Here is a 21445-nt window from a genome sequence, read left to right on the forward strand (position 1 = left end):
ACACGCCGGTTGCATTCAGCGTTGGGATACCGGCCACCACTCGAAGCGCTCGACGAATGGTTCACCAAACACCAAGCAGCATGATACAGTCCGTTTGAGCCGCGTCCGAAATTTTCGGAGCACATCACTTTCCAGCCTTGACAAAACCCGCTTCCCGCGAACACTCAAAGATCGGGGCGGGGGAGGGCCCACGCCGGGTCGAGGGCGCCTTGCGCCCGGTCCTCGTGGGTCCGGCAGGGCACCTGCCGCCGGTTCAAAGCAAAGACAAAAGACAAAAGATGCCTCGCCGGCGGGCTGGCTCCGGGATGAGGGGCCCAGGGGATCTCACCTTTTCGAGGTGGTTGAGTTGGGTGGTCATCCCGTCGCCTGCGGTTTTCGAATATCACTTTGACCGGTGGCCGCAAGCATTGGTCTCTCGGCCGCGCGCCGGGCAAAAAGGTTGCGGCCACCGCTCAAAGTGATCGTGCCGGTTTCAGGCGACGGGATGACCACCCAACTCGGCCCGTCGGCTTTCGCCGCCCCTTACCTCTCCTCGCCTGGTGGGATGACTTCCCACTTCCCCGCATTCGGGTCCACGCCTGGGGTGTAGGGGATTACCTCCGGCTCCGGGTCCATCGGCAGACCCGCCGACCGCATCATGTCCAGCGCCGCCGCGTCGCCCAGTGCATCCCCCAGAACATTGACACCCTCGGCGAGTGCGGCTTGTTGTGCGCGGTGGGAGAGTTCCACGATCTGCGCCGCCAACTCCTCGCCGCCGAGTTGCAACGCTGTCTGGTCGAGTTTCAGGTCCTTCAGCGCGCCATGGACATCAACGGTCACCTGAACGTTTTCAGCACCGTTGTAGGCCCAGCCGCGAAGTTCCGCCAAACGTCCGGGGAGTTCTTCCGTCACCCGTAACCGTTCTTCGGCGTCCGCGAGGAGACGTTCGGCCGTGCGTCTGTCGTTCATCCTCGGGTCCAGTCCCGATCGAAATCGTCATCCGAAGCCAGTTCCGGGTCGTAGCCGAGACCGAGCGCGTCGCCAACCTTCGTGGCGTCCTGGCCGAGCGTCTGCGCATAAACCTGTTGCGCACGCTGGTTCGCCCTTGCGGTCGCCCGCGCGGCGACGGAAACCACTGTATTGGCAAGGTATCCAGCGCCGTTCCGCATAGCGTGAGCGTCCAGTTTGACGGTACGCAAACGCCCACCGACACCGACCTCGACGGTCACGCCATCCGCAGTCGCCTTTCCCACGATCTCACCGAAATCGATCATGCCGAAGGCCTGAACACACCCAGCAGCGGCTCGCCCGCATTGCTGGTGCGCAACGGGACGACGTGGCACACATCGCCGGTGTGCGGCTCTTCGACCATCTGCCCGTTCCCGATGTACATCGCCACGTGCCCGCTCCAGATGACGAGGTCACCGGGCTGGATATCGTTGATGTCGACCTTCTGCCCGATGGTCTGCGTCGCGGCCGTGCGCGGGATCTTCAACCCGGCCTGACCATAGGACCACTGCGTCAACCCACTGCAATCCATCCCGCGGTTCGGATCGGTGCCACCCCACACATACGGCAGGCCGAGCCGTGAAAGCGCCGCGCGGACGGCGATCGCGGCCCGCTCGTTCGGGGCGTTCACCGTCTGACCGCCGGGCAGCTTGATCTGCGTCCCGCTGCCATATTGGTCCGACGGCGGGAACGTCATCGCAGGCCCACTCGACGCGGCACCACCCGTGCCGCCGCTGTACCCGCCGCCACCGCCTCCACCACCGCCACCGGATCCACTCGTGCGGCTGCCGAGCGGGCCCGCCGGCGGAGCGGACGCGGGCACCGTCGAGTTCATGCTGGTCATCAGGTCCTGCAGCCGCGCCTTGGCCGCGTTGACGATGTCCGCGGCCTCCTTCGCGTACTTCGCCGACATCCCCGCGATCACCGCGCGCGCCTGCATCTCGGCACCGGGATCGGTGCTCGACGCGGCCGCGTTCGCGAGAGTGCGGGCATCGGCGTCGAACTCCGTCACGAGCGCCTGGCACTGCTGCTGCGCGTCCTTGACCAGGCTCGTCGCGTCACCAACGGTCTGCGCGGTCTTCGAGGCCCAGGTCGCGGCGTCGTCGAGGGCCTGGGTGTGCTCCTTGGCCTTGACGCCGAACAGGTCACCCCGGTCGCCGACCCAGTTGCCCTGCAGGCTGCCGGCCTCGGTCTGGTGCCGCGAGCCGTAGTCGGCGAGGGACTGCGACAGCGAGGTCAGGTCCGCCTGCGCCTTGTCGGCCGCGCCGGTGTCCCCCTCCAGCTTGTCGGCCGCCTCCTTGATCGGGGCCTCGTAGGGCGCCAGGTCGATCGCCACCCGCGCCCCCTCAGCCCAGGATCCGGCGGAACGTGTCGCCGAATTCCTGCTCGTCGAACTCGTAGTCGCCCTTCGCGGTGTGCACGGACTGGCCGAGGTCGTGCACGCTGCCCGCGACCGAGTGCACATGCGTGTGCATCCGGTCGAGGTGATCGGTGAGCGAGTTCTGCAGGCCGCTCTCGTGCCCCAGATCCCCGAACAGGTTGCCGGGCAGCGACAGGTTGCCCGACAGATGCGTCTTCGCGGCGCCGACGATTTCGCCCGAGAGCGCACCGGCTTGCGAGTGGTATCGCGCCAGGTCGGCGGTGTCGACGGAGAATCCCTCAGCCATGCCGACATCGTGCCCCATCGGGCAGCCACGCGTGGGTGAAACGCGCTATCCGACCGCCGTGCCCCGTCGCCGGCCGGTCAGGGTTTTGCCCCGGTGTGCTCCGGCAGCGCACGCTCGGCCGAGGCCCTGACGTGGGAAAGCATCTCTTTCGAGGCCGTGGTGGGATCGCCCGAGGCGAGGGCGTCCAGGATGCGCTGATGTTCGGCCGCGGCCTGCCCCGCGTGCGCGTGCCCGGCCTTCATGAACAACCGGAACCGCTGCACGGGTCCGCTGAGCGCCTGGAAGGCGCTTTCGAGGAACGGGTTGTCGGCCTGCGCCGCGATCAGGCTGTGGAAGCGGGCGTCCGAAGTCCAGTACAGCCGGAACGCGTCGGCGTCGGTGTCTGCGCTCGTGGCCGATTCGGCGAGTTCGTCGATGGTGAGCGCGAGCTCGGCCAGGAACTCCGGCGTGCGTCGCAACGCGCTTTCAGCGGCGATCGCCGGCTCGATCAGCTCGCGGGCGGCGGCGAGTTTCGTCATCTCGCGTTTCGTGAACGTGGGAGCCACGAAATAGCCGCGAAGCGCCTCGCGTTGCACGAGCCCGGAGTGCTCCAGGCGCGCGAGCGCTTCGCGAAGTGGTGTCTGGCTGACCTCGAGTTCACGACTGAGCGCCCCGATGTTGAGGGGCTCGCCTGGCTTTCGAGTCCCGTCCATCAACTGCGTGAGCAATACGTCGTACATGCGGTCTGCCAGGGGCACCTTTGCCAACGACCATCCTCCTGTTGCATCGTCGATCACTCGCACGGTGCTGCGTTGCCACGTCAAAGTATACTATCGCGCACATAGTACGGTGCAGGAATCAGCCGGCGATGTCGTCGGCGACGGCAGCTGCGGTAGCCAGCAGTGCCGCGTCGCGCCCGCGCACCGAGAACAGCTGGATCCCCCAGGGAGCCGGGCCACCCTGCCCGCCGGGCAACGAAATCGCGGGCACACCGAGAAGGTTCTGCAGTCGCGTGTTCCGCGTGAGCATGCGTCGCACATCGGCCCGCGCGCCGTCTTCGACACTCGGCCCGATGATCGGAATGGTCGCGTTCACCAGTGCGTCGAAGGGTTCGGCGAGCGCCGCCACCTCCGTGCGCACCCGTTCCATCTCACGCAAAGCGCCTTCGTAGCGCTCGCGCGTGATGCGTGCGCCGTCTTCGAGGCGTTCCCGCACGTCGGCCCCGAGTAGCTCGGGCACCGTCTCCAACCGCTTCCGGTTCACCCGGTACGCCTCGTAGGACATGATCGTGGTGGACACGTCCACGACGTCGAAACCGCTCGGCGACGTGACGGACTCGACGCGCCAGCCGCGGTCCGACAGTGAATCGAGGGTGCCGCGCAGAGCCGTCGCGATGGCGGGATCGACGGCCAGGCCGGGATCGTCGAACACGGCGAGGCTGCGCCCCGCGGCCTCCACCACGGGGACATCGGCGAACACGCTCATCGCGAGGCGCACATCCTCCACCGAGGCGGCCAGGAACCCGACGTGGTCGAGCGTCGGGGCCGTCGGGTGCACGCCGTCCACCGAGAGAAGGTCGTAACTCGGCTTGAATCCGACGATCCCGCACAGCGTCGCCGGCCCCCGGATCGAGCCTCCCGTGTCGGAACCCAGGGCGATCGGCGAAAGGCCCGCCGCGACGGCTGCCGCGGATCCGCTGCTGGAACCGCCCGGGATGATCCCCGGGTAGCGCGGATTGTGGGCGCCGCCGTCGAAGTCGTTCAGCCCCGACGGGCCGTAGGCCAGCTCGTGCATCCGGGTCGTGCCCAAGATGATCCCGCCGGCCGCGCGCACCTGCGCAATGATCGGCGCATCGGCTTCGGGGACGATGTCGACGGCACGCGACCCGGCGTACATTCTCTGTCCGCGGATGCCGATGATGTCCTTCACCGCGAACGGGATGCCGTCGATCGGTGAGAGAAGCTGGCCCGCTCGCCGTCGTTCGTCGCTCTCCTCTGCCTGCCGGAGCGCGTCGGAACGGAAGACCTCGACGAACGCGCTGATCGAGTCAGTCGTCGCGTCGATCTCACGGAGACAGTTCTCCACCAGCTCGACCGCGGAGAACAAGCCCTTCGCGAGGCCGTCGCAGAGCTCCCGCACGGTGCGCATTGTCGATCGGTCCGGAGAGTTACCCAAAGTTTTCACGATCGACAAGGTACTACAACAAAGGCTCGACTGCTATAGTATAGAGCCATGAACGACATCGACCAGCTCCGCGCCGGTGTCCGCGTGAGCTTGCCCGAGCTGGCGGACTTCTCCGACCAGGACCTCGCCACAAAAATCGTGGACGCATGGGCGCTTTCGTTGAGCCAGACCGAGTTCCGGCGCATCGAAGACATGCCCGGTTCGCCCAACCCCGACTCCCCCGCGCTGCGTGACGGCACACAGGCCACGCACGTTCGCGGAGTCGGACTGCTGACCGTCGCCCTCGGCGAGGAACTGCAGCGAGTACTCGGCCCCCTCGGCCTGGACCGTGACACCCTCTATGCGGCCGGAGTGCTGCACGATCTCGGCAAGCCGTTCGAGAACAGCCCTGCCAACCAGGCGCGCTGGAAGAAGGACCCGGGCAAGGCCGGCCTCCCCTCCATCCGTCACTCCGTCTACGGAGTGCACATCGCGTTGACCGTAGGGCTGCCCGAGGAACTGGCGCACGTCTGCGGCACGCATTCAGGCGAAGGCGAACTGGTCTACCGGAGCACCTTGAACAGCATCGTGCACCACGCCGACCACGCCTTCTGGGCGGCCGCCGAGAAGGGCGGGCTCCTCGATATGGATCCCGCCGATCGATGGACGAAGAAAGGGTGAATTTCGTATCGACGTAAAGAGCTGATCCCGCGACCCGAGCCCGACCACCTCTCGCAAAACCAACCACAGGATGAGAGCACCTTCAGCATGATCAAGGAAATCGTCACCGACCGCATCGCCCCTCTCGAAGTCCCGCTGACCCACGTGGTGCGCGCCGGCGACTACGTCTACCTCTCCGGCCAGATCGCGGTCCGCGCTGACGGAACCCTGGTCACCAACGACTTCGCCGAGGAAACGCGCGCGGTACTGGAAAACCTCAAGGCCGGCGTCGAAGCCGCCGGGGGAACGCTCGCGGACGTGTGCAAGACGACGGTGTTCCTGTTGAACGCCACCCTGTTCGACCCGATGAACGCCGTCTACCGCGAGTACTTCGCCAAGCCCTATCCCGCTCGCGCGACGATCGTCGCCCCACTGTCCAATCCGGACCTGCGCATCGAAATCGAAGCTGTGGCCTACATCCCCGAGAGCAAGTGAGCGTGGCCCCGACCGCGAAAGGCGTGGCCGGGTCGGCATCTCGTCGACCCGGCCACGCCGGCGCCACACCGCGACACCGCATGGTTTCGGCGAGCGGCCTGCGCTGGCACGTCGTCGAAGCGGGGAGCGGCCCGACCATCGTGCTCGTCGCCGGCTTCCCGCAGAACGTGCACGCTTGGCGGCACGTAATCCCGCTGCTCGCCGAAAACTGGCACGTCGTCGCCGTCGACCTGCCCGGCCAGGGCGACTCCGAGAAGCCGCTGGACGGATACGACACCTGGACGGCCGCCGAGCGGCTCCATGACCTGCTCGCCGAACTGGGCCACGAGCGGTACCTGCTCGTCGGGCACGACATCGGCTCGTGGGTCAGTTATCCGTTCGCCCACCGTTATCCCGATTCCCTCACCGGTGTCGTCTTCATCGACGGCAACATCGCCGGGCTCTCCCTGCCCGAGACGGTCCCGGTCGGTCCGGACGGGTGGCGCAGCTGGCATTTCCTCTTCAACGCGATTCCCGATCTTCCCGAGTCACTCATCTCGGGCCGGGAGCGCATCCTCATCGAATGGTTCTTCAGCCGGAAGACCGCGAGCTGGCGCGAAACGTTCACCACCGAGGACATCGCGGAATACGAACGCACGCTGGCGGCTCCCGGCGGCCTTCGTGGAATCCTCGGGTATTACCGCGCCGTGCACGAAAACGCCGAACGTAACAAGGAACTGCGGAAAACCCTGATCCAGGTGCCGATGCTGGCCATCGGCGGTGAGTTCGGTTCCTCTCCGGCACTGCACGACGACATGCTTCCGCTCGGTGTCGAGGTCAGCGGGGCGACCATCCGCGACACCGGTCACTACATACCGGAGGAGAAGCCCCGCGAACTGGTCGACCAGATCACCCTGTTCGCCGAGCACCTGTCCCGCGAGCCGAAATAGGAGAACACTCGTGCCCGACCGATCCATTGTCATGATGAGCGGATTGGCGACGCGCAAGGCGTTCGACGACCACCTGTTCGCCGCCTTCACCGAACGCACCGGCGTCGAGGTCATCCCCGTTTACGACCCGACCGTCCAATTGCTCCGCCGCCTTGACGCCGGGGAGCACTTCGACGTGATGATCGCCGCCACCCCGTCGTTCGAACCCCTGATCGCGAGCGGCATCGTCGCCGAAGGCCCGCGGCCGATCGTGCGAGCCGGGATCGGGCTCGCTGTGGCGCGCGGCGCCGAGCATCCCGCAATGGCGACGAGGGGCGATCTCGTGACGGCGCTCGCCGCCGCTCGCTCGGTCGCGTACTCGCGAACGGGCCAGAGCGGCATCTACTTCGTCGACATGGTGAAGCGTCTCGGGATCGAAGACGTGGTGCTCCCCAAGGCGACCGTGCTCGAAAAGGGCTTCACCGCGACCGCCCTGGAAAGCGGTGCGGCCGACCTCGCCATCCAGCAACTGAGCGAACTCCTCTTCGTGCCGGGTGCCGAGATCGTCGGTCCCCTGCCGGAGGAGTTGCAAAAGTGGACCGAGTTCTCGGCGGGAACGGCCACGGTCTCGGCGCGGAACGCCGATGTCGAGGCATTCGTCGAGTTCATCAGCAGTCCCGAGGCGTCGCCGGCGTACCGTCTGACCGCCCTCGAACCGGTCGCCTGAGAGACAACGCATGAGCCTTCGATTCGCCGCGAACCTCAAATGGCTGTTCACCGAAGTGCCTTTCGTGGAACGGTTCGACGCCGCCGCCCGGGCCGGCTTCACGGCGGTCGAGTACGCGTCTCCGTACGAGTACGAGGCACGGCAATTGCGCGCGCTGCTCGACAATGCCGGGCTCGAGCAGATCCTGATCAACACCCCGATGGGCCCGGCGGGATCACCGACGCGATCCGGCTACGCGTGTTTCCCCGATCTGGTCGGTGAATATCGTGACGGAGTCCTGCGCGGGTTGGCGTATGCCACCGCATTGGGAGCGAAGTTCCTGCACATCGTGGGGGGAATCGTGCCGGACGGGGTGAGCGCCGATCGGGCTTTTGCCCGCTATGTGGCCAACATCGCCTGGGCGGCCGAGCAGGCTCGCGGCACCGGCATCCGGCTGCTGCTCGAAGCGCAGAACCAGCGCGACGCGCCCGGTTTCGTGCTCACGTCACAAGCCCGCGCCGCGGCGGTCGTGGAGGCCGTCGGCGACGACATCGCCGGGCAGCTGCTGGACTTCTACCACACTCAGATCGATGAGGGTGACCTCATCCGTACGTTCGAGAGGTACCGCGACACCGTGCTCCACCTGCAAGTCGCCGACGTACCAGGACGCCACGAACCCGGCACCGGCGAGATCGCGTACGCCACCCTGTTCCGGGTCATCGAGTCCTCCGGATACGACGGATGGATCGGGTGTGAGTACCGGCCCGCCACCGACACCGCGGCCGGCCTCACCTGGATGAAGGAGTACTCGCATTGAGCCCCGCCCCGAAGATCGCACTGATCAACGCCGTGCCGGCGGCCATCCCACCCGCACAGGCCGCGCTGCACGACAGCCTTCCCGACGCGGTCGTGTGGAACATCCTCGACGACCGGCTCCTCGTCGACGCGGACAGCCGCGGCGGCCTGGACGCCGGTCTGCGCCGGCGAATGCGACGACTGATCGATCACGCACTGGCTGAAGACGCCGATGGGGTGCTGCTCACCTGCTCGCTGTACGGGCCGGTCGCGCAGGGCACGCACGCCGGGGTGCCGGTGATGGCGTCCGACGAGGCCGCCTTCGCCGATATCGCCAGGGCGGGCTACGCCTCTGTGCTCGTGCTGGCCTCGTTCGACGGCGCGCGCGATGACACGGTACGACGCCTGGAAACGGCGCTTCGCGAGGCCGGGGCGAGCAGCCGCGTCGTCGGACTTTCCGTGCCCGCGGCGATGGACGCGACGAAAGCGGGCGACCACGATGCCCTGGTCACCGCGCTCGTGAAGGCGTGTGCGAACCGGCCGGCCGACGCCGTCTACCTCGCCCAGTACTCGCTCGCGCCCGCGGGAAACGCCTTGCAGGAGGCAGTGGGCGTTCCGGTCATCTCGGGTCCGAAGAGCGCGGCGGCCGCGCTGCGCCGGCTCGCGTCCGACGGGCACGACCGATGATCGGCGTCATCGCCGACGACGTCACCGGCGCGACCGACGCCGCCGTGGCGTTCCGTCGCGCTGGATTGCGGTGCGGCGTGTATTTCGGCACTCCCCATCCGTCCGATGTGGAGCCCGGTCTCGACATCGTGGTGATCGCCCTCAAATCTCGCACGATTCCGGCGCGCGACGCGGTGGCTCAGTCGCTCGGCGCCGCGGGCACGCTACGAGCGATCGGCGCGCAGCAACTCTTCTTCAAGTACTGCTCCACCTTCGACTCCACCGAGAACGGCAACATCGGGCCGGTGCTCGACGCCCTAGCCGATCTGGTCCAGACCGACGCGGTGGTGACCACACCGGCGTCTCCGGAGCATGGACGTACGACGTTCAACGGCTATCTCTTCGTCAACGACGAACTGCTGTCCGAGTCCTCCATGCGGAATCATCCGCTCACGCCGATGCGCGATTCCGCGCTCACCCGGCTCATGGACGCGCAGTCCCAGGGCGGCAGTGTCGTCATCGGACACGATGTCGTCCGGCGCGGTTCGGACGCGATTCGGAGCCGAGTGGAAGCGGCGCGCCACGGGGCGCGCTTTCTGTTCCCCGACGCGGCGACGGAAGACGACCTTTTCTCGATCGCACAGGCTGTTCTCGACGAACCGCTCGTCGCCGGGGCCGCCGGACTCGCGGGCGCGATCGCACGCGCGCGCGGAACGAAAGCCATCGCGTCACGCGTGAGTGAGAGCGCGCCGAAGGGCCGGGCCGTCGTCCTGGCGGGGAGCTGCTCTCGACGCACGCTTGAGCAGATCGACCAGATGCTGCGAGCGGATCGCCCGGCGCACCGGCTGGACGCGCTCGCGTCGGACGATCCGGAGCAACTGGCACGGCGTGCGCTCGATTGGTACGACGCGCTTCCGCCGGGGCCGGCGCCGCTGATCTACTCGTCGCTGCCGCCGGCCGAACTCCATGAGGTGCAAGGGATCCTCGGCGTCGAGCGATCGGCGGAAATCCTCGAAACCGCCGTCACGCACGTCACGAAGGGACTCCGGGCACGCGGGGTCACCCGTTTCGTCGCCGCCGGTGGGGAGACGTCGGGTTCGCTGGTGGCGGCGCTGGACATCCGAGGCGGCGTGGTCGGATTGGAGGCCGCTCGGGGCGTGCCGTGGATCCACACCGACCAGCATCTGGACGTGTTGCTCAAGTCGGGCAATTTCGGTGAGCCCGACCTTCTCCTCACCGCTTCGGACGGAAATCCGTGATGACAGCCGACGACATCGTCCGTGCCGCGCGGTCCATCTTCAGCAGAGGCTTGACCCACGGCAGCACAGGGAACATCTCCGTCCGGACGGCGAACGGCATCCTCGTCACTCCCACCGGTTCGAGCCTCGGCACTGTCGAGGCGAGCGACTTGTCACTCATCGACGACCACGGTGTGCATCTGTCCGGGCCGAAGCCGTCGAAGGAGGCGTTCCTGCACGCCGCGGTGCTGCGTGCTCGCCCGAGCGCACACGCCGTCGTGCACACGCATTCCACGTACAGCGCCGCCGTGTCCTGCCTGCGCGGTCTTGACACAGACAGCGTCCTACCTCCTCTCACCGCGTACTACGCGATGCGCGTCGGGCGGCTGCCACTCCTGCCCTACCACGCTCCGGGCGACGCGAGCCTGAAGGACCTTGCGGCAGCGACCGCCGCGACGCGGCACGCCATGCTGCTGAGCAATCACGGTCCGGTCGTCGCCGGAGCAAGCCTCGCCGCGGCGATGGACGCCCTCGAAGAACTCGAGGAGACAGCGAAGCTGTTCATCATCCTTCGCGGACTGCCGGTGAACCCGCTCACCGACGAGCAAGCCGCCGCACTCGGTGCTCCGGCCTGAGTCGGCGGGTATTTATTCGGAGAATGGCAGGCTCTCCAGGAACCGCACCGTCTCGCTCTCGACGACTTCAGCCAGTTCCCCGTTCACCGAACTGAGGTGTGGGTAGGAGCCGGCGTTGCCGAATGCGCGGGCGATGTGCCCCTGGTCCTCGATGCGCCAGAGATTCCACACCTCGTACAGCGGCCCGACCCGGGTCACCGCGCCGTGCAGCAGAACGACGCCCTCGCCTTCGAAGAAGCTGCGAACCTTCTTCATCGTCTCGTTGTACTTCCGCAGGGACTCGGGCCCGTACTTGAGCTGAAGCTGCGCGAGCATATAGCTGGTCACGATCCGACCTTTCGTACACGAAGATTCGTACACGAAGATACACTGGTCCACGTCGACCAAGGAGGATGGCCGTGCCGAACGCACCCCGCGAACTCGTGGAGTCGCCGTTGCACCTGCTCCGGCGAGCGCTCCAGGCCTATACGGCCCAGTGGCAGCGGGTGTGCCCCATGATCACACCCCCGCAGTACGCCGTCCTTCTCGTCGTGCAGGGGCAGCGCTCGATCACCCAGACGCACGTGGGCGAGCTCACGGGGATCGACGCGGCGACCCTCACGCCGCTCCTGCGCTCACTGGAGGAGCGCGGCTTCCTCACCCGCCGCGTCGACGAAGAAAACAGGCGCCGCAAACTTCTGGAGTTGACCAAGGAGGGCGCCGCACTCGTGACGCGCGTGAAGAGACTGGCCGACCAGACCGAGAAGCGCATGCTCGCCGGGCTGTCACAGGAGCAGCGCGACGGGCTCATGACCGCCCTGGCCACCCTGGCCGACCTGCGAGAAGGCTGAGTCCGGCGGTCCTCAGGTCGAGAACCGCCGGACAGAAGGGCACCAGGCCGGGGCGTCAGGCGAAATTCGTCAGCGACCGGCCCGCCGTCTCCTTGTTGAGGTAGGCGGCGATCACCGTGCCGACCGCGGACAGGGCGACGAAGAATGCCGGCAGGAGCACGTTGCCCGTCGGAATGTAGAGCGCGCTGAGAATGAGCGGAGCCGCTCCGCCGAGCACAGCGGTCGTGACGTTGTACCCCAGCGAGTACGCCGTCGTGCGCATGTGCGAGGGGAAAAGTTCGAGCATCATCGGGTGGATGACCGAATAATTGCCCGCGAAGGCGATCCCGAGCACGGCACCGGCGAGAATCGCGAGCGGCATGGCGCCGGTTCCGAGTAATAGATAACCGGGAACGGTCAACACGATGATGGCGACACACGAGGCGATCATCACCGGGCGACGCCCGACGCGATCCGAGATGCGCGCGAAGATCGGGATCGAGATTGTCGCGCACGCCAGCGCACAGGCGCTGACGATTAGGCCGTGGGGCCGTGTGTAGTGGAGCTGGCTCGTGAGATAGGTCGGCATGAACACGAAGAGCACGAAGAATCCCGCACTGTTCAGCATCGGCAGGACGAATGCGAGCACCAACTGCCGGCGGTTGTCACGAGTGAACACCTGACGCAACGGGTTGCGAGAGATCTTGCCTTCCTCCTGGAGCGCGACAAAGGCAGGGGTATCTTCGAGCTTCCGGCGAATGTAGAAACCGATGATCCCCATCGGCGCCGCGAGGAGGAACGGAATACGCCAGCCCCAACTCTCCATGGCGGCTCGCGGGAGAGTCGACGTGAGAAGGAAGGCCAAAGCGTTTCCGGCGAGATTCGCGAGGGTGCTGCCCGCCTGGGGGAACGACATGAGGAAACCCCGGCGATTCGACGGGGCGTGCTCGCCCACAAAGGACATGGCGGCGGAAATCTCGCCGCCCACGGAAACGCCCTGGATCACGCGCATGGCGAGCAGGAGCAACACGGAGGCGACACCCCACGACGAGTAGCCCGGCAGCAGGCCGATGACCGTCGTCGCGCCCGCCATCAGCGTCAGCGCGAGCACCATGGTCGGGCGCCGGCCGACCCGGTCGGACATGACGCCGAGCACTACGCCGCCGACCGGGCGGAAGACGAACGACACGGCGTAGAGGCCGAACGTGAAGAGCAGGGCGACCGCTTCCGCGCCGTGCGGGAAGAAGACGACGGCCAGGATTCCGGCGAGGAAGCCATAGACCGCGTTGTCGTAGTTCTCGACGAAGAACCCGACGGCTCCCGCGATCGTGACCTTGCGGGTCTCGGCCGGTGGAGAAGTGTGCACCAGTTCGGAAGATTCTGCAGATGTCACCAGGGATCCTTTCGGTAGAGGCGCGTCGGCCTGACCCTGCGCGAAGGATCCGCGCTCGAGATACGATAAAATAGCGCGCGGCTAGACAGTATGGCAATAGGTGTACTGCTCGATTATTGACGGGACTCTGACACGCCGACGGGTCCTGGTGCAGCGTGAACCGCCGACGGATCTTGAATTGACCTGCGCCCTACTCGACGCCCGTGATCGCCCCGAGCAGCGAGAAAGCCCTGCTCAAGAGGCTACGACGGATGCGCGGGCAGGGCTCTGTGACCCGACCCGCGTAGGGGGTATCGCCTATTCGACGACTGCGGTGGCCCGGTACCGCCAGAACGCGGGCAACAGGACGACGGCGACGGCCAGCAGCACGAAGACCAGCGCGCCACCACCCGCGGACGCGGCGGCGGTGCCCACCCCGGCCCCGGCCCAGCCGTGCACGACGTCCGCGATCCGCGGCCCGCCGGCGACCACGACGGTGAAGGCGCCCTGCATCCGGCCGCGCATCTCGTCCGTCGCGGCGGCCTGCAGGATGGACTGCCGGTAGATCGCGCTGACCATGTCGGCGGCGCCGCCGATGACGAGGAACAGGACCGCGAGCCACAGCGCGTGCGCCAGCCCGAACCCGACGATCGCCGCACCCCACGCGCCGATCGCGACCACGACCGCGACCCCCTGGCGGCGGATCCGGCCGAGCCAGCCCGAGAACAGCCCGATCACGACCGACCCGATCGGGATCGCGGCGAACAGCCAGCCCAGCGCGAGGCCACCGCCCGGCGGGTCACCGAAGGTGCGCTCGGCCATCTCCGGGAACAGCGCGCGCGGCATTCCGGCGACCATCGCGATGACGTCCACCACGAAGCTCGCGAGCAGCACCTTCTGGGTGCCCATGTAGCGGAAACCGTCGATCACGTCGCGCAGGCCGGCGCGGCGCACCTGGCCGGACAGCGGTGGCAACGCCGGCAGCCGCCACACCGTGTAGAGCGTGAGCAGCAGGGCGATCGTGTCGATCAGGTAGAGCGTCGGCAGGCCGAGCACCGGCATCAGCGCGCCGGCCGCCATCGGGCCGAAGACCGTGCCGAACATGTTCATCGTGCCGGACAGCGCGGTCGCCGCGGGCAGCAGTTCGGGCGTGACCAGGCGCGCGACGATGGCGCTGCGGGTCGGCATGTTGATCGCGAAGAACGCCTGGTTGAAGGCGAGCAGCACGAGCACGAGCCACACCGAGCCGACGTGCAGCCACGCCTGCAGCCACAGCAGCGCGGACACGACGGCGATCCCGGCGTTGCCGACAAGCAGCAGCTTCCGGCGGTCGACGGTGTCGGCGATCGCGCCGCCCCACAGGCCGAAGACGAGCAACGGAACAAGCGCGACGGCGCCGGTGAGACCCACCCAGCCGGAGGACCCGGTGAGGTCGAAGACCTGCTTCGGCACGGCGACGGTGGTCAACTGACTGCCGACGGCGGTGACCGCGGTGCCGATCCAGAGCCGCCGGAAAGCCGGGATCCGCAGCGGCTGCGTGTCGATGACGATGTTGCCGAATCGCCTGCGCTTACTCCCGGCCCCCGCCTCGACACTCACGATCAGTCAGGTTAGCGGAGCTAAGTAGTTGGGTCGGTGTGATTTTTACTGAGTGGGAAACGACCGGATTCGGCGGTTGCGAGGGTCGCGTGGCAGGAGCGGTATGTGGCCGCACCCGGATGGCCGCGAACGTCGGACTCACCGTCGTGAGTGTCGGACTCGCGGTCGTGAACGTCGGACTCGGCGTCGCGAGTGTCGGACTCGCGGGCTACGGGGCGACGCGGACGACGTGCCAGCCGTCGTGGGTGCGGACGTAGCGGAGGCGGTCGTGCAGGCGGTTCTGCTGTCCCTGCCAGAACTCGACCGTGTCCGGCTTGATCCGCCAGCCGCCCCAGTGCGGCGGGAACGGGATCTCCTCGGCATCCGCGAAGCGGCGTTCGATCGAGCTCAGCGCGTTGTCCAGCTCCCGCCGGCTGCGCACGACCTGCGACTGCGGCGAAGCCCACGCACCCAGCTGCGAACCCCGCGGCCGCGAAGCCCAGTACTCGGCGGTCTCCTTGACATCGACCTTCTCCACCTCGCCACGCACGGTCACCTGCCGGTGCAGCGAGTACCACGGGAAGGTCACCGAGGCGTACCGCGTGACGGTCAGGTCGTGACTCTTCGCCGAGGTGTAGTTCGTGTAGAACACCACCCCGCGCTCATCGAGCCCCTTGCACAGCACGGTCCGCGAGGACGGCCGACCGTCGGCATCAGCGGTGGCGAGCACCATCGCGTTCGGTTCCGCGATACCGGCCGCGATGGCCCGGTTGAGCCAGCCCTGCAGCTGCTCCGTCCAGGTATCGGCAAGGTCGGTTTCGTTGAGGGCGTCCCCTTCGTAGGCCACCCGCATCCCGGGCAGCTGGACCGCTACGTCGTCGATGTCGCCGACCTCCGGCATGTGTCAACCTCCGCGCCCGCGCACGCATCAGACAAGTGGATGAAGGATGACGTTAGGGCTTCCGACGCCCCCGCGAAACCCGCCGAACGGTGACGCCTACCACGACATCTTGGGAAAACAGGCCCTGGCTCGATCAAGATCCTTGGCCGCGGTCACCGCATCGGGCGCCAGCGCCGTGAACAACGCGCCGCCGGCCGCCAGCGGCGTGACCGACCACCAGTCCCCGCCCGCCGGTTCGACCGGATCCTCGCCGACCAGGATCTCCGTCGCCAGCACCCGCCGCGCCGCGAAACGAAGAGAACCAACGTCCAACGTCTGATGTAGCAGCGGCACCTGACCACGCACGATCCGCTGGGTGGTCCGCAGCGAACCCGGCCGCTCACCGACGCGGCCGAGTACGAGGACCTCCCGGACGCGCAGCCTCGCGTCGTCGTCGAGGCTCGCGAACAGTTCCGCCGTATGCCGGGCACGAGACGTCACCACCGTGGGCTCCGGCAGGTACTCGAACCTGCCGCCGCGCTCGACGTGGACGTCCAACGTCGAATGACTGCCGTCCGCGTGCTGACCGGGCAACGCCAGCGTCGCCGCGACACCGGACAACCGCAGCCGCGCCCCGGCGCCGACGATCACCGTCAGCCGCAGGTCGTCCCCGCCGAGCGGCGAGGTGGCCGAGTTGACCAGGTGCACGACCGCGTCACCGCCGGTGCGCTTGGGAAACAGCGTGAGCGGCGCCATCGACCGCAGCTCCCGCAGGATCGTGCGCCCGTCGCGGTACTCCGCCACCAGCCGCGCATCGGCTTTCATACCAGCTGCTTGCGCACCCAGTCCGCGACGTCGGGCGCGTCCGGAGTGTCCACAAGCGACTGGGTGATGACCGGCAACTCCCCGCGCATCCGGTGCGCATCCGAGGTCATCACGTCCATGTCGGCGCCGACGAGGTGTGCGATGTCGATCTTGTTGATCACCAGCAGGTCCGCCGTGGTGACCCCGGGGCCGCCCTTGCGCGGCACCTTGTCCCCGCCCGCGACGTCCACCACGAACACCTGGCTGTCCGCCAGGCCACGGCTGAACACCGCCGTCAGGTTGTCGCCGCCGCTCTCGATGATCACCAAGTCCAGCCCCGGAAAGCGCTCCTCCAGCCGCTCCACGGCATCGAGGTTCGCGGTGATGTCGTCCCGGATCGCGGTATGCGGGCAGGCGCCCGTCTGCACCGCCTCGATTCGTTCGGCGTCGAGAACGCCGGCCCGGCGCAGGAAGTCCGCGTCCTCGGTCGTGTAGATGTCGTTGGTCACGACGGCGAGGTTCACCTCGTCCCCGAGCGCGCGGCACAACGCTGCGACCAGCGCCGTCTTGCCGCTGCCGACCGGACCGCCGATGCCAATCCGGAACGCGCGGCCCTCCCTCGGCGCGGGCTCGTAGTGATCGTGCTCGGCGACGGTGGGATCGAAGCTCACCGGATGCACATGGTCAACTGGCAAAGAGACGCACCTCTTCCTTGTGATGCCGAAGATGCGCTTCGGCGAGCAGGTCCAGCGCGGGCGCGCCGGGCGCGGGCAGCTCCGACGGGTCGGCACCCGCTGTCACGGCGGCCTCGTCGGCGACCGCTTCGAGTGCCGGTGCCAATCGTGCCACCATCGCGTTGACGTGCAACGGGTCGAACCCGAGCAACCGCACCGCCGCGCTCGCCGGCCCGCTCACCGCGAGGTACGCGACGGCGAGTGCCGCGTCGCGCGGCAGGCTGCCGCCGGCTCCGGCGAGCGCGCCGGTGATGATCGGATGATGCGGGCGCGGGGTCACGGCCAGCAGTTCGGCGACCGCCGGCCAGGCGATCCGTCCCGCTCGCGCGGTGCCGCGGCCTTGCGCCCGCGACGCTTCCCGCTGCGCGACCGAGGGTGTACGCGCGTCCAGCTCCGCATCCAGCCGCCGCCAGTATCCACTGTGGACACCACGCCGGGCGGCATGCGCGGCCGCAGCTGCGAACGAGGCGGCCATCAGTCCGACCGTCCACAAGCGACCGTGCAGGAACTCGGGCAGGTCCCGCTCGACGGTGATCAGCTTGCGCGCGACGGCCTCCTCCAGCCCGCCCGAGTGGACGTGCCCGCCACCGGGGAAGCGGGAATCGGCCAGCAGCAGCGCGGTGACGTCCATCAGAACAGAAAATACCTTTGTGCCATCGGAAGTTCCGCGACCGGCTGCGGCTCGATCAGCTCGCCGTCGACGTGCACGGCGAAGCTGTCCGGATCCACCTGTACGTCCGGCATCGCGTCGTTGAGCACCATGTCCGCCTTGCCGACCGACCGGGTGTCCTCGATCGCCACCACCCGCCGCCGCAGTCCGAAGGTCCCGGCGACATCGGCGTCGATCGCCGCCTGGGTCACGAAATGCAGGCTCGTCTCGGCCGCGACGGACGGCTGGGCGCCGAACATCGGGCGGGCGAGCACCGGCTGCGGGGTGGGGATCGACGCGTTCGCGTCACCCATCGCGGCCCACGCCGGGAACCCGCCCTTCAGCACGACATGCGGCTTCACGCCGAAGAACTTGGGCTCCCACAACACGAGATCGGCGAGCTTGCCGACCTCGACCGAACCGATCTCGTGCGCCATGCCGTGCGCGATCGCGGGATTGATCGTGTACTTGGCGACATAGCGGCGAGCCCGCAGGTTGTCCGCGGCCCCGTCGCCGGGCAGCGAGCCGCGGCGCGCCTTCATGACGTGCGCGGTCTGCCAGGTTCGGATGATCACCTCGCCGATCCGGCCCATCGCCTGCGAATCCGAGCTGATCATGGAAATCGCGCCCAGATCGTGCAGCACGTCCTCGGCGGCGATCGTGGTCGGCCGGATGCGGCTTTCGGCGAACGCGAGATCCTCGGGCACCGACGGGTTCAGGTGGTGGCACACGACGAGCATGTCGAGGTGTTCTTCGAGGGTGTTGACCGTGTGCGGCCGGGTCGGGTTCGTCGAAGAAGGTAGGACGTTGGACAACGAGACGACCTTGATGATGTCCGGCGCGTGCCCGCCACCGGCGCCCTCGGTGTGGTAAGCGTTGATCGACCGGCCGCCGATCGCGTCCACAGTGGACTCGACGAACCCCGCCTCGTTGAGCGTGTCGGTATGGATGGCGACCTGCGCGCCGTACTCGCCGGCGACGGTCAGCGCCGCGTCGATCGCGGCCGGCGTGGAGCCCCAGTCCTCGTGCAGCTTCAGCCCACCCGCACCAGCCTCGAACTGCTCGCGCAACGCCTCGTGCCGGACGGTGTTTCCCTTGCCCAGCAACAGGATGTTGATCGGCATGGCGTCCATCGACCGCAGCATCCGGCCCAGGTTCCAGGCGCCGGGCGTGACCGTGGTGGCCTTGCTGCCCTCGACCGGTCCGGTGCCGCCACCGACGAGCGTCGTCAGCCCGGCCGCCAGCGCGGTATCCACCAGCTGCGGGCAGATGAAGTGCACGTGGCAGTCGATCCCGCCCGCGGTGAGGACTTTCCCGTTCCCCGCAAGGACTTCCGTCGACGGCCCGATCACCAGCGCGGGATCGACACCGTCCATCGTGTCCGGGTTGCCCGCCTTGCCGATACCGACGATCCGCCCGTCACGGATGCCGACGTCGGCCTTGACGACACCCCAGTGGTCGAGGATCACCGCACCGGTGATGACGAGGTCCGGCGCGCCCTCCGCGCGGGTGGCCATGCCCTGGCCCATCGACTCGCGGATCACCTTGCCGCCGCCGAATATCACCTCGTCGCCCGCGCCGGCACCCATGCTGCGGTCCTCGGTGACCTCGATCAGCAGGTCCGTGTCGGCGAGCCGGATCCGGTCCCCGACGGTCGGCCCGAAAAGTTCGACGTACCGCTCACGATCGATGGCGCTCATCACGACTTCCGTTGTAGTCCGGGGACAATTTTGTTGCCTCCCAAGGGAACCAGGTCCACCTCACGGTCCACACCCGGTTCGAACCGGACGGACGTGCCGGCCGGGACGTCGAGCCGGTGCCCCTGCGCGGCGGCCCGGTCGAAGTCGAGGGCGCCGTTGGTCTCGGCGAAGTGGAAGTGCGAGCCGACCTGCACGGGCCGGTCGCCGGTGTTGACCACGCGCAGCGTGATCCGTGGCCGGCCGGGGTTCAGCTCGACCGGGTCCTGCGCGGGAATGATTTCGCCGGGACGCATCCGGGCCTCCTCAGACGATCGGGTCGTGCACGGTCACCAGCTTCGTGCCGTCCGGAAAAGTGGCCTCGACCTGCACGGAGTCGACCATCTCGGGAATGCCGGGCAGCACCTGGTCCCGCGCGAGCACACTGCGCCCGCCCGCCACGAGATCGGTGACACCCAGCCCGTCCCGCGCGCCCTCCAGCACGTAGTCGGTGATCAGCGCGACCGCCTCCGGGTAGTTGAGCTTGACCCCGCGCTCGAGCCGGCGCCGCGCCACGTCGGCGGCGACGTGGATGAGCAGTTTGTCCCGTTCCTGCGGGCTGAGGTGCATGCGCTAGGTCTATCACCACGCGCGGGCGCCCGCGCCCCCGAGAAACACAGGATTTACACGGGATCGGCCGTCTGAACTGAATCGTTCTCGTAATCGTGACCGAAACCACCGCATCTTTCGATTGCCACCCGGCTCAGCGGGGTGCATGGTTTGGTCATCCGTGCGACGAGGCGCGTGCCCCCGCGAATCGCTCGCGCGAACCGTGAACTTGAAGCACCTGTCGGGGAACGCGCATCGAAAGGTCTCCCACCGTGACTACCTCAGCGCCTGTTGCGAGCAACCACAGCCCGGAGCCGGATGACGGCTTCAAACCGGGGCTGGAGGGCGTGATCGCCTTCCGCACCGAAATCGCCGAACCGGACAAGAACGGCGGCTCGCTCCGCTACCGCGGGGTGGACATCGAGGACCTGGTCGGCAAGGTCGGCTTCGGGGACGTCTGGGGCCTGCTGGTCGACGCGCGGTTCGGCACCCCGCTCCCGCCCGCCGAGCCGTTCCCGCTGCCCGTGCACACCGGTGACGTGCGGGTCGACGTCCAGGCGGCGCTCGCGATGGTCGCGCCGATCTGGGGTTTCCAGCCGCTGCTGGACATCAGCGACGAAACGGCGCGGGACAACGTGGCCCGCGCGTCGGTGATGGCGCTGTCCTACGTCGCCCAGTCCGCGCGCGGCATCGGCGTCCCGGCGGTGCCGGAGTCCCGCGTGGACGAGGCGAAGTCGATCACCGAGCGGTTCATGGTCCGCTGGCGCGGCGAGCCGGATCCCGCGCACGTCAAGGCTCTCGACGCCTACTGGGTGTCCGCCGCCGAGCACGGGCTCAACGCCTCCACGTTCACCGCCCGCGTGATCGCGTCCACCGGCGCCGACGTCGCGGCCGCGATGTCCGGCGCGATCGGCGCGATGTCCGGGCCGCTGCACGGTGGGGCGCCGGCCCGGGTGCTGCCGATGATCGAAGAGGTCGAGCGCATCGGCGACGCGCGCAAGCTGGTCAAGGGCATCCTCGACCGCAAGGAACGGCTGATGGGCTTCGGCCATCGCGTGTACCGCGCGGAGGACCCGCGTGCCCGCGTGCTTCGCCGCACCTGCAAGGAACTCGGCGCGGAGCGGTACGAGGTCGCGGAAGCGCTGGAGCAGGCCGCGCTGGCGGAGCTGCGCGAGCGGCGCCCCGACCGTCCCATCGAGACGAACGTCGAGTTCTGGGCCGCGGTGATCCTGGACTTCGCGAAGGTGCCGCCGGCCATGATGCCCTCGATGTTCACCTCCGCCCGTACCGCGGGCTGGGCGGCGCACATCCTCGAGCAGAAGCGCACCGGCAAGCTCGTCCGCCCGTCGGCCAGCTACGTCGGCCCCGGCCCGCGCCACCCGCACGAGGTCGAGGGCTGGGACCAGGTCGGCTGACCCACCCGTCCACCGAACGG

At 68.0% G+C, this 21445-nt stretch carries 26 protein-coding genes; 10 read left to right on the plus strand and 16 right to left on the minus strand.

The genetic code is table 11. The annotated features are described in order from the left end of the window. Positions 1–522: 522 nt before the first annotated feature. From LOZ83_RS39080 to LOZ83_RS39105, 6 genes are all read right to left on the minus strand, one after another. Positions 523–948, minus strand: coding sequence for a YbaB/EbfC family nucleoid-associated protein (locus LOZ83_RS39080; RefSeq protein ID WP_236796981.1), 426 nt, complete (start codon positions 946–948; stop codon positions 523–525). Then, complete coding sequence (locus LOZ83_RS39085) at positions 945–1253, minus strand: YbaB/EbfC family DNA-binding protein (RefSeq protein WP_236796982.1); 309 nt, start codon at positions 1251–1253, stop codon at positions 945–947. The genes LOZ83_RS39080 and LOZ83_RS39085 overlap by 4 nt, the downstream gene beginning before the upstream one ends. Continuing rightward, complete coding sequence (locus tag LOZ83_RS40675; protein ID WP_236796983.1) at positions 1250–2323, minus strand: C40 family peptidase; 1074 nt, start codon at positions 2321–2323, stop codon at positions 1250–1252. The genes LOZ83_RS39085 and LOZ83_RS40675 overlap by 4 nt, the downstream gene beginning before the upstream one ends. Positions 2324–2333: 10 nt before the next feature. After that, positions 2334–2654, minus strand: a complete 321-nt coding sequence (locus tag LOZ83_RS39095) for a hypothetical protein (RefSeq protein WP_236796984.1) — start codon at positions 2652–2654, stop codon at positions 2334–2336. Positions 2655–2731: 77 nt separating this feature from the next. After that, on the minus strand, positions 2732–3391 hold the full coding sequence (locus LOZ83_RS39100) for a GntR family transcriptional regulator (protein ID WP_236797073.1): 660 nt from the start codon (positions 3389–3391) through the stop codon (positions 2732–2734). Between the two features lie 100 nt (positions 3392–3491). Then, positions 3492–4772: an amidase gene (locus LOZ83_RS39105; RefSeq protein WP_236796985.1), complete on the minus strand. Its 1281-nt coding sequence runs from the start codon at positions 4770–4772 to the stop codon at positions 3492–3494. Between the two features lie 93 nt (positions 4773–4865). Between LOZ83_RS39105 and LOZ83_RS39110 the strand changes: the two genes are divergently transcribed. The 8 genes from LOZ83_RS39110 to otnC all read left to right on the plus strand — a co-directional run bounded on the left by LOZ83_RS39110 (position 4866) and on the right by otnC (position 10899). Continuing rightward, positions 4866–5477 carry an HD domain-containing protein gene (locus tag LOZ83_RS39110; RefSeq protein ID WP_236796986.1) on the plus strand — a complete coding sequence of 204 codons (612 nt, stop codon included), beginning with the start codon at positions 4866–4868 and terminating at the stop codon, positions 5475–5477. A gap of 87 nt (positions 5478–5564) precedes the next feature. Next, complete coding sequence (locus tag LOZ83_RS39115) at positions 5565–5951, plus strand: RidA family protein (protein ID WP_236796987.1); 387 nt, start codon at positions 5565–5567, stop codon at positions 5949–5951. Between the two features lie 80 nt (positions 5952–6031). Next, complete coding sequence (locus tag LOZ83_RS39120; protein WP_236796988.1) at positions 6032–6880, plus strand: alpha/beta fold hydrolase; 849 nt, start codon at positions 6032–6034, stop codon at positions 6878–6880. Between the two features lie 10 nt (positions 6881–6890). Beyond that, the gene (locus LOZ83_RS39125) at positions 6891–7586 is read left to right on the plus strand and encodes a substrate-binding domain-containing protein (protein WP_236796989.1); all 696 of its coding nucleotides are present in this window, start codon (positions 6891–6893) and stop codon (positions 7584–7586) included. A gap of 10 nt (positions 7587–7596) precedes the next feature. Then, a complete protein-coding gene (locus LOZ83_RS39130) occupies positions 7597–8382 on the plus strand; it encodes a hydroxypyruvate isomerase family protein (protein WP_236796990.1) in 786 nt (261 codons plus the stop codon). Then, positions 8379–9047 (plus strand): aspartate/glutamate racemase family protein, encoded by a 669-nt coding sequence (locus LOZ83_RS39135; RefSeq protein WP_236796991.1) that lies wholly within the window; start codon positions 8379–8381, stop codon positions 9045–9047. The genes LOZ83_RS39130 and LOZ83_RS39135 overlap by 4 nt, the downstream gene beginning before the upstream one ends. Beyond that, a complete protein-coding gene (gene otnK, locus LOZ83_RS39140) occupies positions 9044–10285 on the plus strand; it encodes a 3-oxo-tetronate kinase (protein ID WP_236796992.1) in 1242 nt (413 codons plus the stop codon). Before LOZ83_RS39135 ends, otnK begins: the two co-directional genes overlap by 4 nt. Then, entirely contained in the window at positions 10285–10899 is a 615-nt protein-coding gene (gene otnC, locus LOZ83_RS39145; RefSeq protein WP_236796993.1) for a 3-oxo-tetronate 4-phosphate decarboxylase, read from the plus strand. The genes otnK and otnC overlap by 1 nt, the downstream gene beginning before the upstream one ends. 12 nt (positions 10900–10911) lie before the next feature. Here the strand turns inward: otnC and LOZ83_RS39150 are convergent, their stop codons facing one another. Then, positions 10912–11226: a hypothetical protein gene (locus tag LOZ83_RS39150; RefSeq protein ID WP_236796994.1), complete on the minus strand. Its 315-nt coding sequence runs from the start codon at positions 11224–11226 to the stop codon at positions 10912–10914. 71 nt (positions 11227–11297) lie between these two features. On the opposite strand from LOZ83_RS39150, the gene LOZ83_RS39155 reads away from it, so the two are divergent. Then, positions 11298–11729: a MarR family winged helix-turn-helix transcriptional regulator gene (locus LOZ83_RS39155; RefSeq protein WP_236796995.1), complete on the plus strand. Its 432-nt coding sequence runs from the start codon at positions 11298–11300 to the stop codon at positions 11727–11729. A 55-nt stretch (positions 11730–11784) separates the two neighbouring features. On the opposite strand, the gene LOZ83_RS39160 is transcribed toward LOZ83_RS39155, so the two are convergent. From LOZ83_RS39160 to LOZ83_RS39200, 9 genes are all read right to left on the minus strand, one after another. Further along, positions 11785–13101 carry an MFS transporter gene (locus tag LOZ83_RS39160; RefSeq protein ID WP_236796996.1) on the minus strand — a complete coding sequence of 439 codons (1317 nt, stop codon included), beginning with the start codon at positions 13099–13101 and terminating at the stop codon, positions 11785–11787. 297 nt (positions 13102–13398) lie between these two features. Then, entirely contained in the window at positions 13399–14679 is a 1281-nt protein-coding gene (locus LOZ83_RS39165) for an MFS transporter (protein WP_236796997.1), read from the minus strand. A gap of 208 nt (positions 14680–14887) precedes the next feature. After that, positions 14888–15559 carry a pyridoxamine 5'-phosphate oxidase gene (pdxH, locus tag LOZ83_RS39170; protein ID WP_236796998.1) on the minus strand — a complete coding sequence of 224 codons (672 nt, stop codon included), beginning with the start codon at positions 15557–15559 and terminating at the stop codon, positions 14888–14890. A 96-nt stretch (positions 15560–15655) separates the two neighbouring features. Next, a complete protein-coding gene (locus LOZ83_RS39175; RefSeq protein WP_236796999.1) occupies positions 15656–16363 on the minus strand; it encodes an urease accessory protein UreD in 708 nt (235 codons plus the stop codon). Next, the gene (ureG, locus tag LOZ83_RS39180; protein ID WP_236797074.1) at positions 16360–17022 is read right to left on the minus strand and encodes an urease accessory protein UreG; all 663 of its coding nucleotides are present in this window, start codon (positions 17020–17022) and stop codon (positions 16360–16362) included. The genes LOZ83_RS39175 and ureG overlap by 4 nt, the downstream gene beginning before the upstream one ends. 4 nt (positions 17023–17026) lie before the next feature. Then, complete coding sequence (locus LOZ83_RS39185) at positions 17027–17707, minus strand: urease accessory protein UreF (protein WP_236797000.1); 681 nt, start codon at positions 17705–17707, stop codon at positions 17027–17029. Beyond that, the gene (locus LOZ83_RS39190; RefSeq protein WP_236797001.1) at positions 17707–19425 is read right to left on the minus strand and encodes an urease subunit alpha; all 1719 of its coding nucleotides are present in this window, start codon (positions 19423–19425) and stop codon (positions 17707–17709) included. The genes LOZ83_RS39185 and LOZ83_RS39190 overlap by 1 nt, the downstream gene beginning before the upstream one ends. Further along, positions 19425–19718, minus strand: a complete 294-nt coding sequence (locus tag LOZ83_RS39195; protein ID WP_236797002.1) for an urease subunit beta — start codon at positions 19716–19718, stop codon at positions 19425–19427. The genes LOZ83_RS39190 and LOZ83_RS39195 overlap by 1 nt, the downstream gene beginning before the upstream one ends. A 10-nt stretch (positions 19719–19728) precedes the next feature. Next, entirely contained in the window at positions 19729–20031 is a 303-nt protein-coding gene (locus tag LOZ83_RS39200) for an urease subunit gamma (RefSeq protein ID WP_236797003.1), read from the minus strand. A 251-nt stretch (positions 20032–20282) separates the two neighbouring features. On the opposite strand from LOZ83_RS39200, the gene LOZ83_RS39205 reads away from it, so the two are divergent. Beyond that, entirely contained in the window at positions 20283–21425 is a 1143-nt protein-coding gene (locus LOZ83_RS39205) for a citrate synthase 2 (RefSeq protein WP_236797004.1), read from the plus strand. The last annotated feature ends 20 nt before the right edge of the window (positions 21426–21445 follow it).

It is taken from the genome of Amycolatopsis sp. GM8, assembly GCF_021653975.1.
In the GTDB taxonomy this organism is placed as follows: Bacteria; Actinomycetota; Actinomycetes; order Mycobacteriales; family Pseudonocardiaceae; genus Amycolatopsis_E.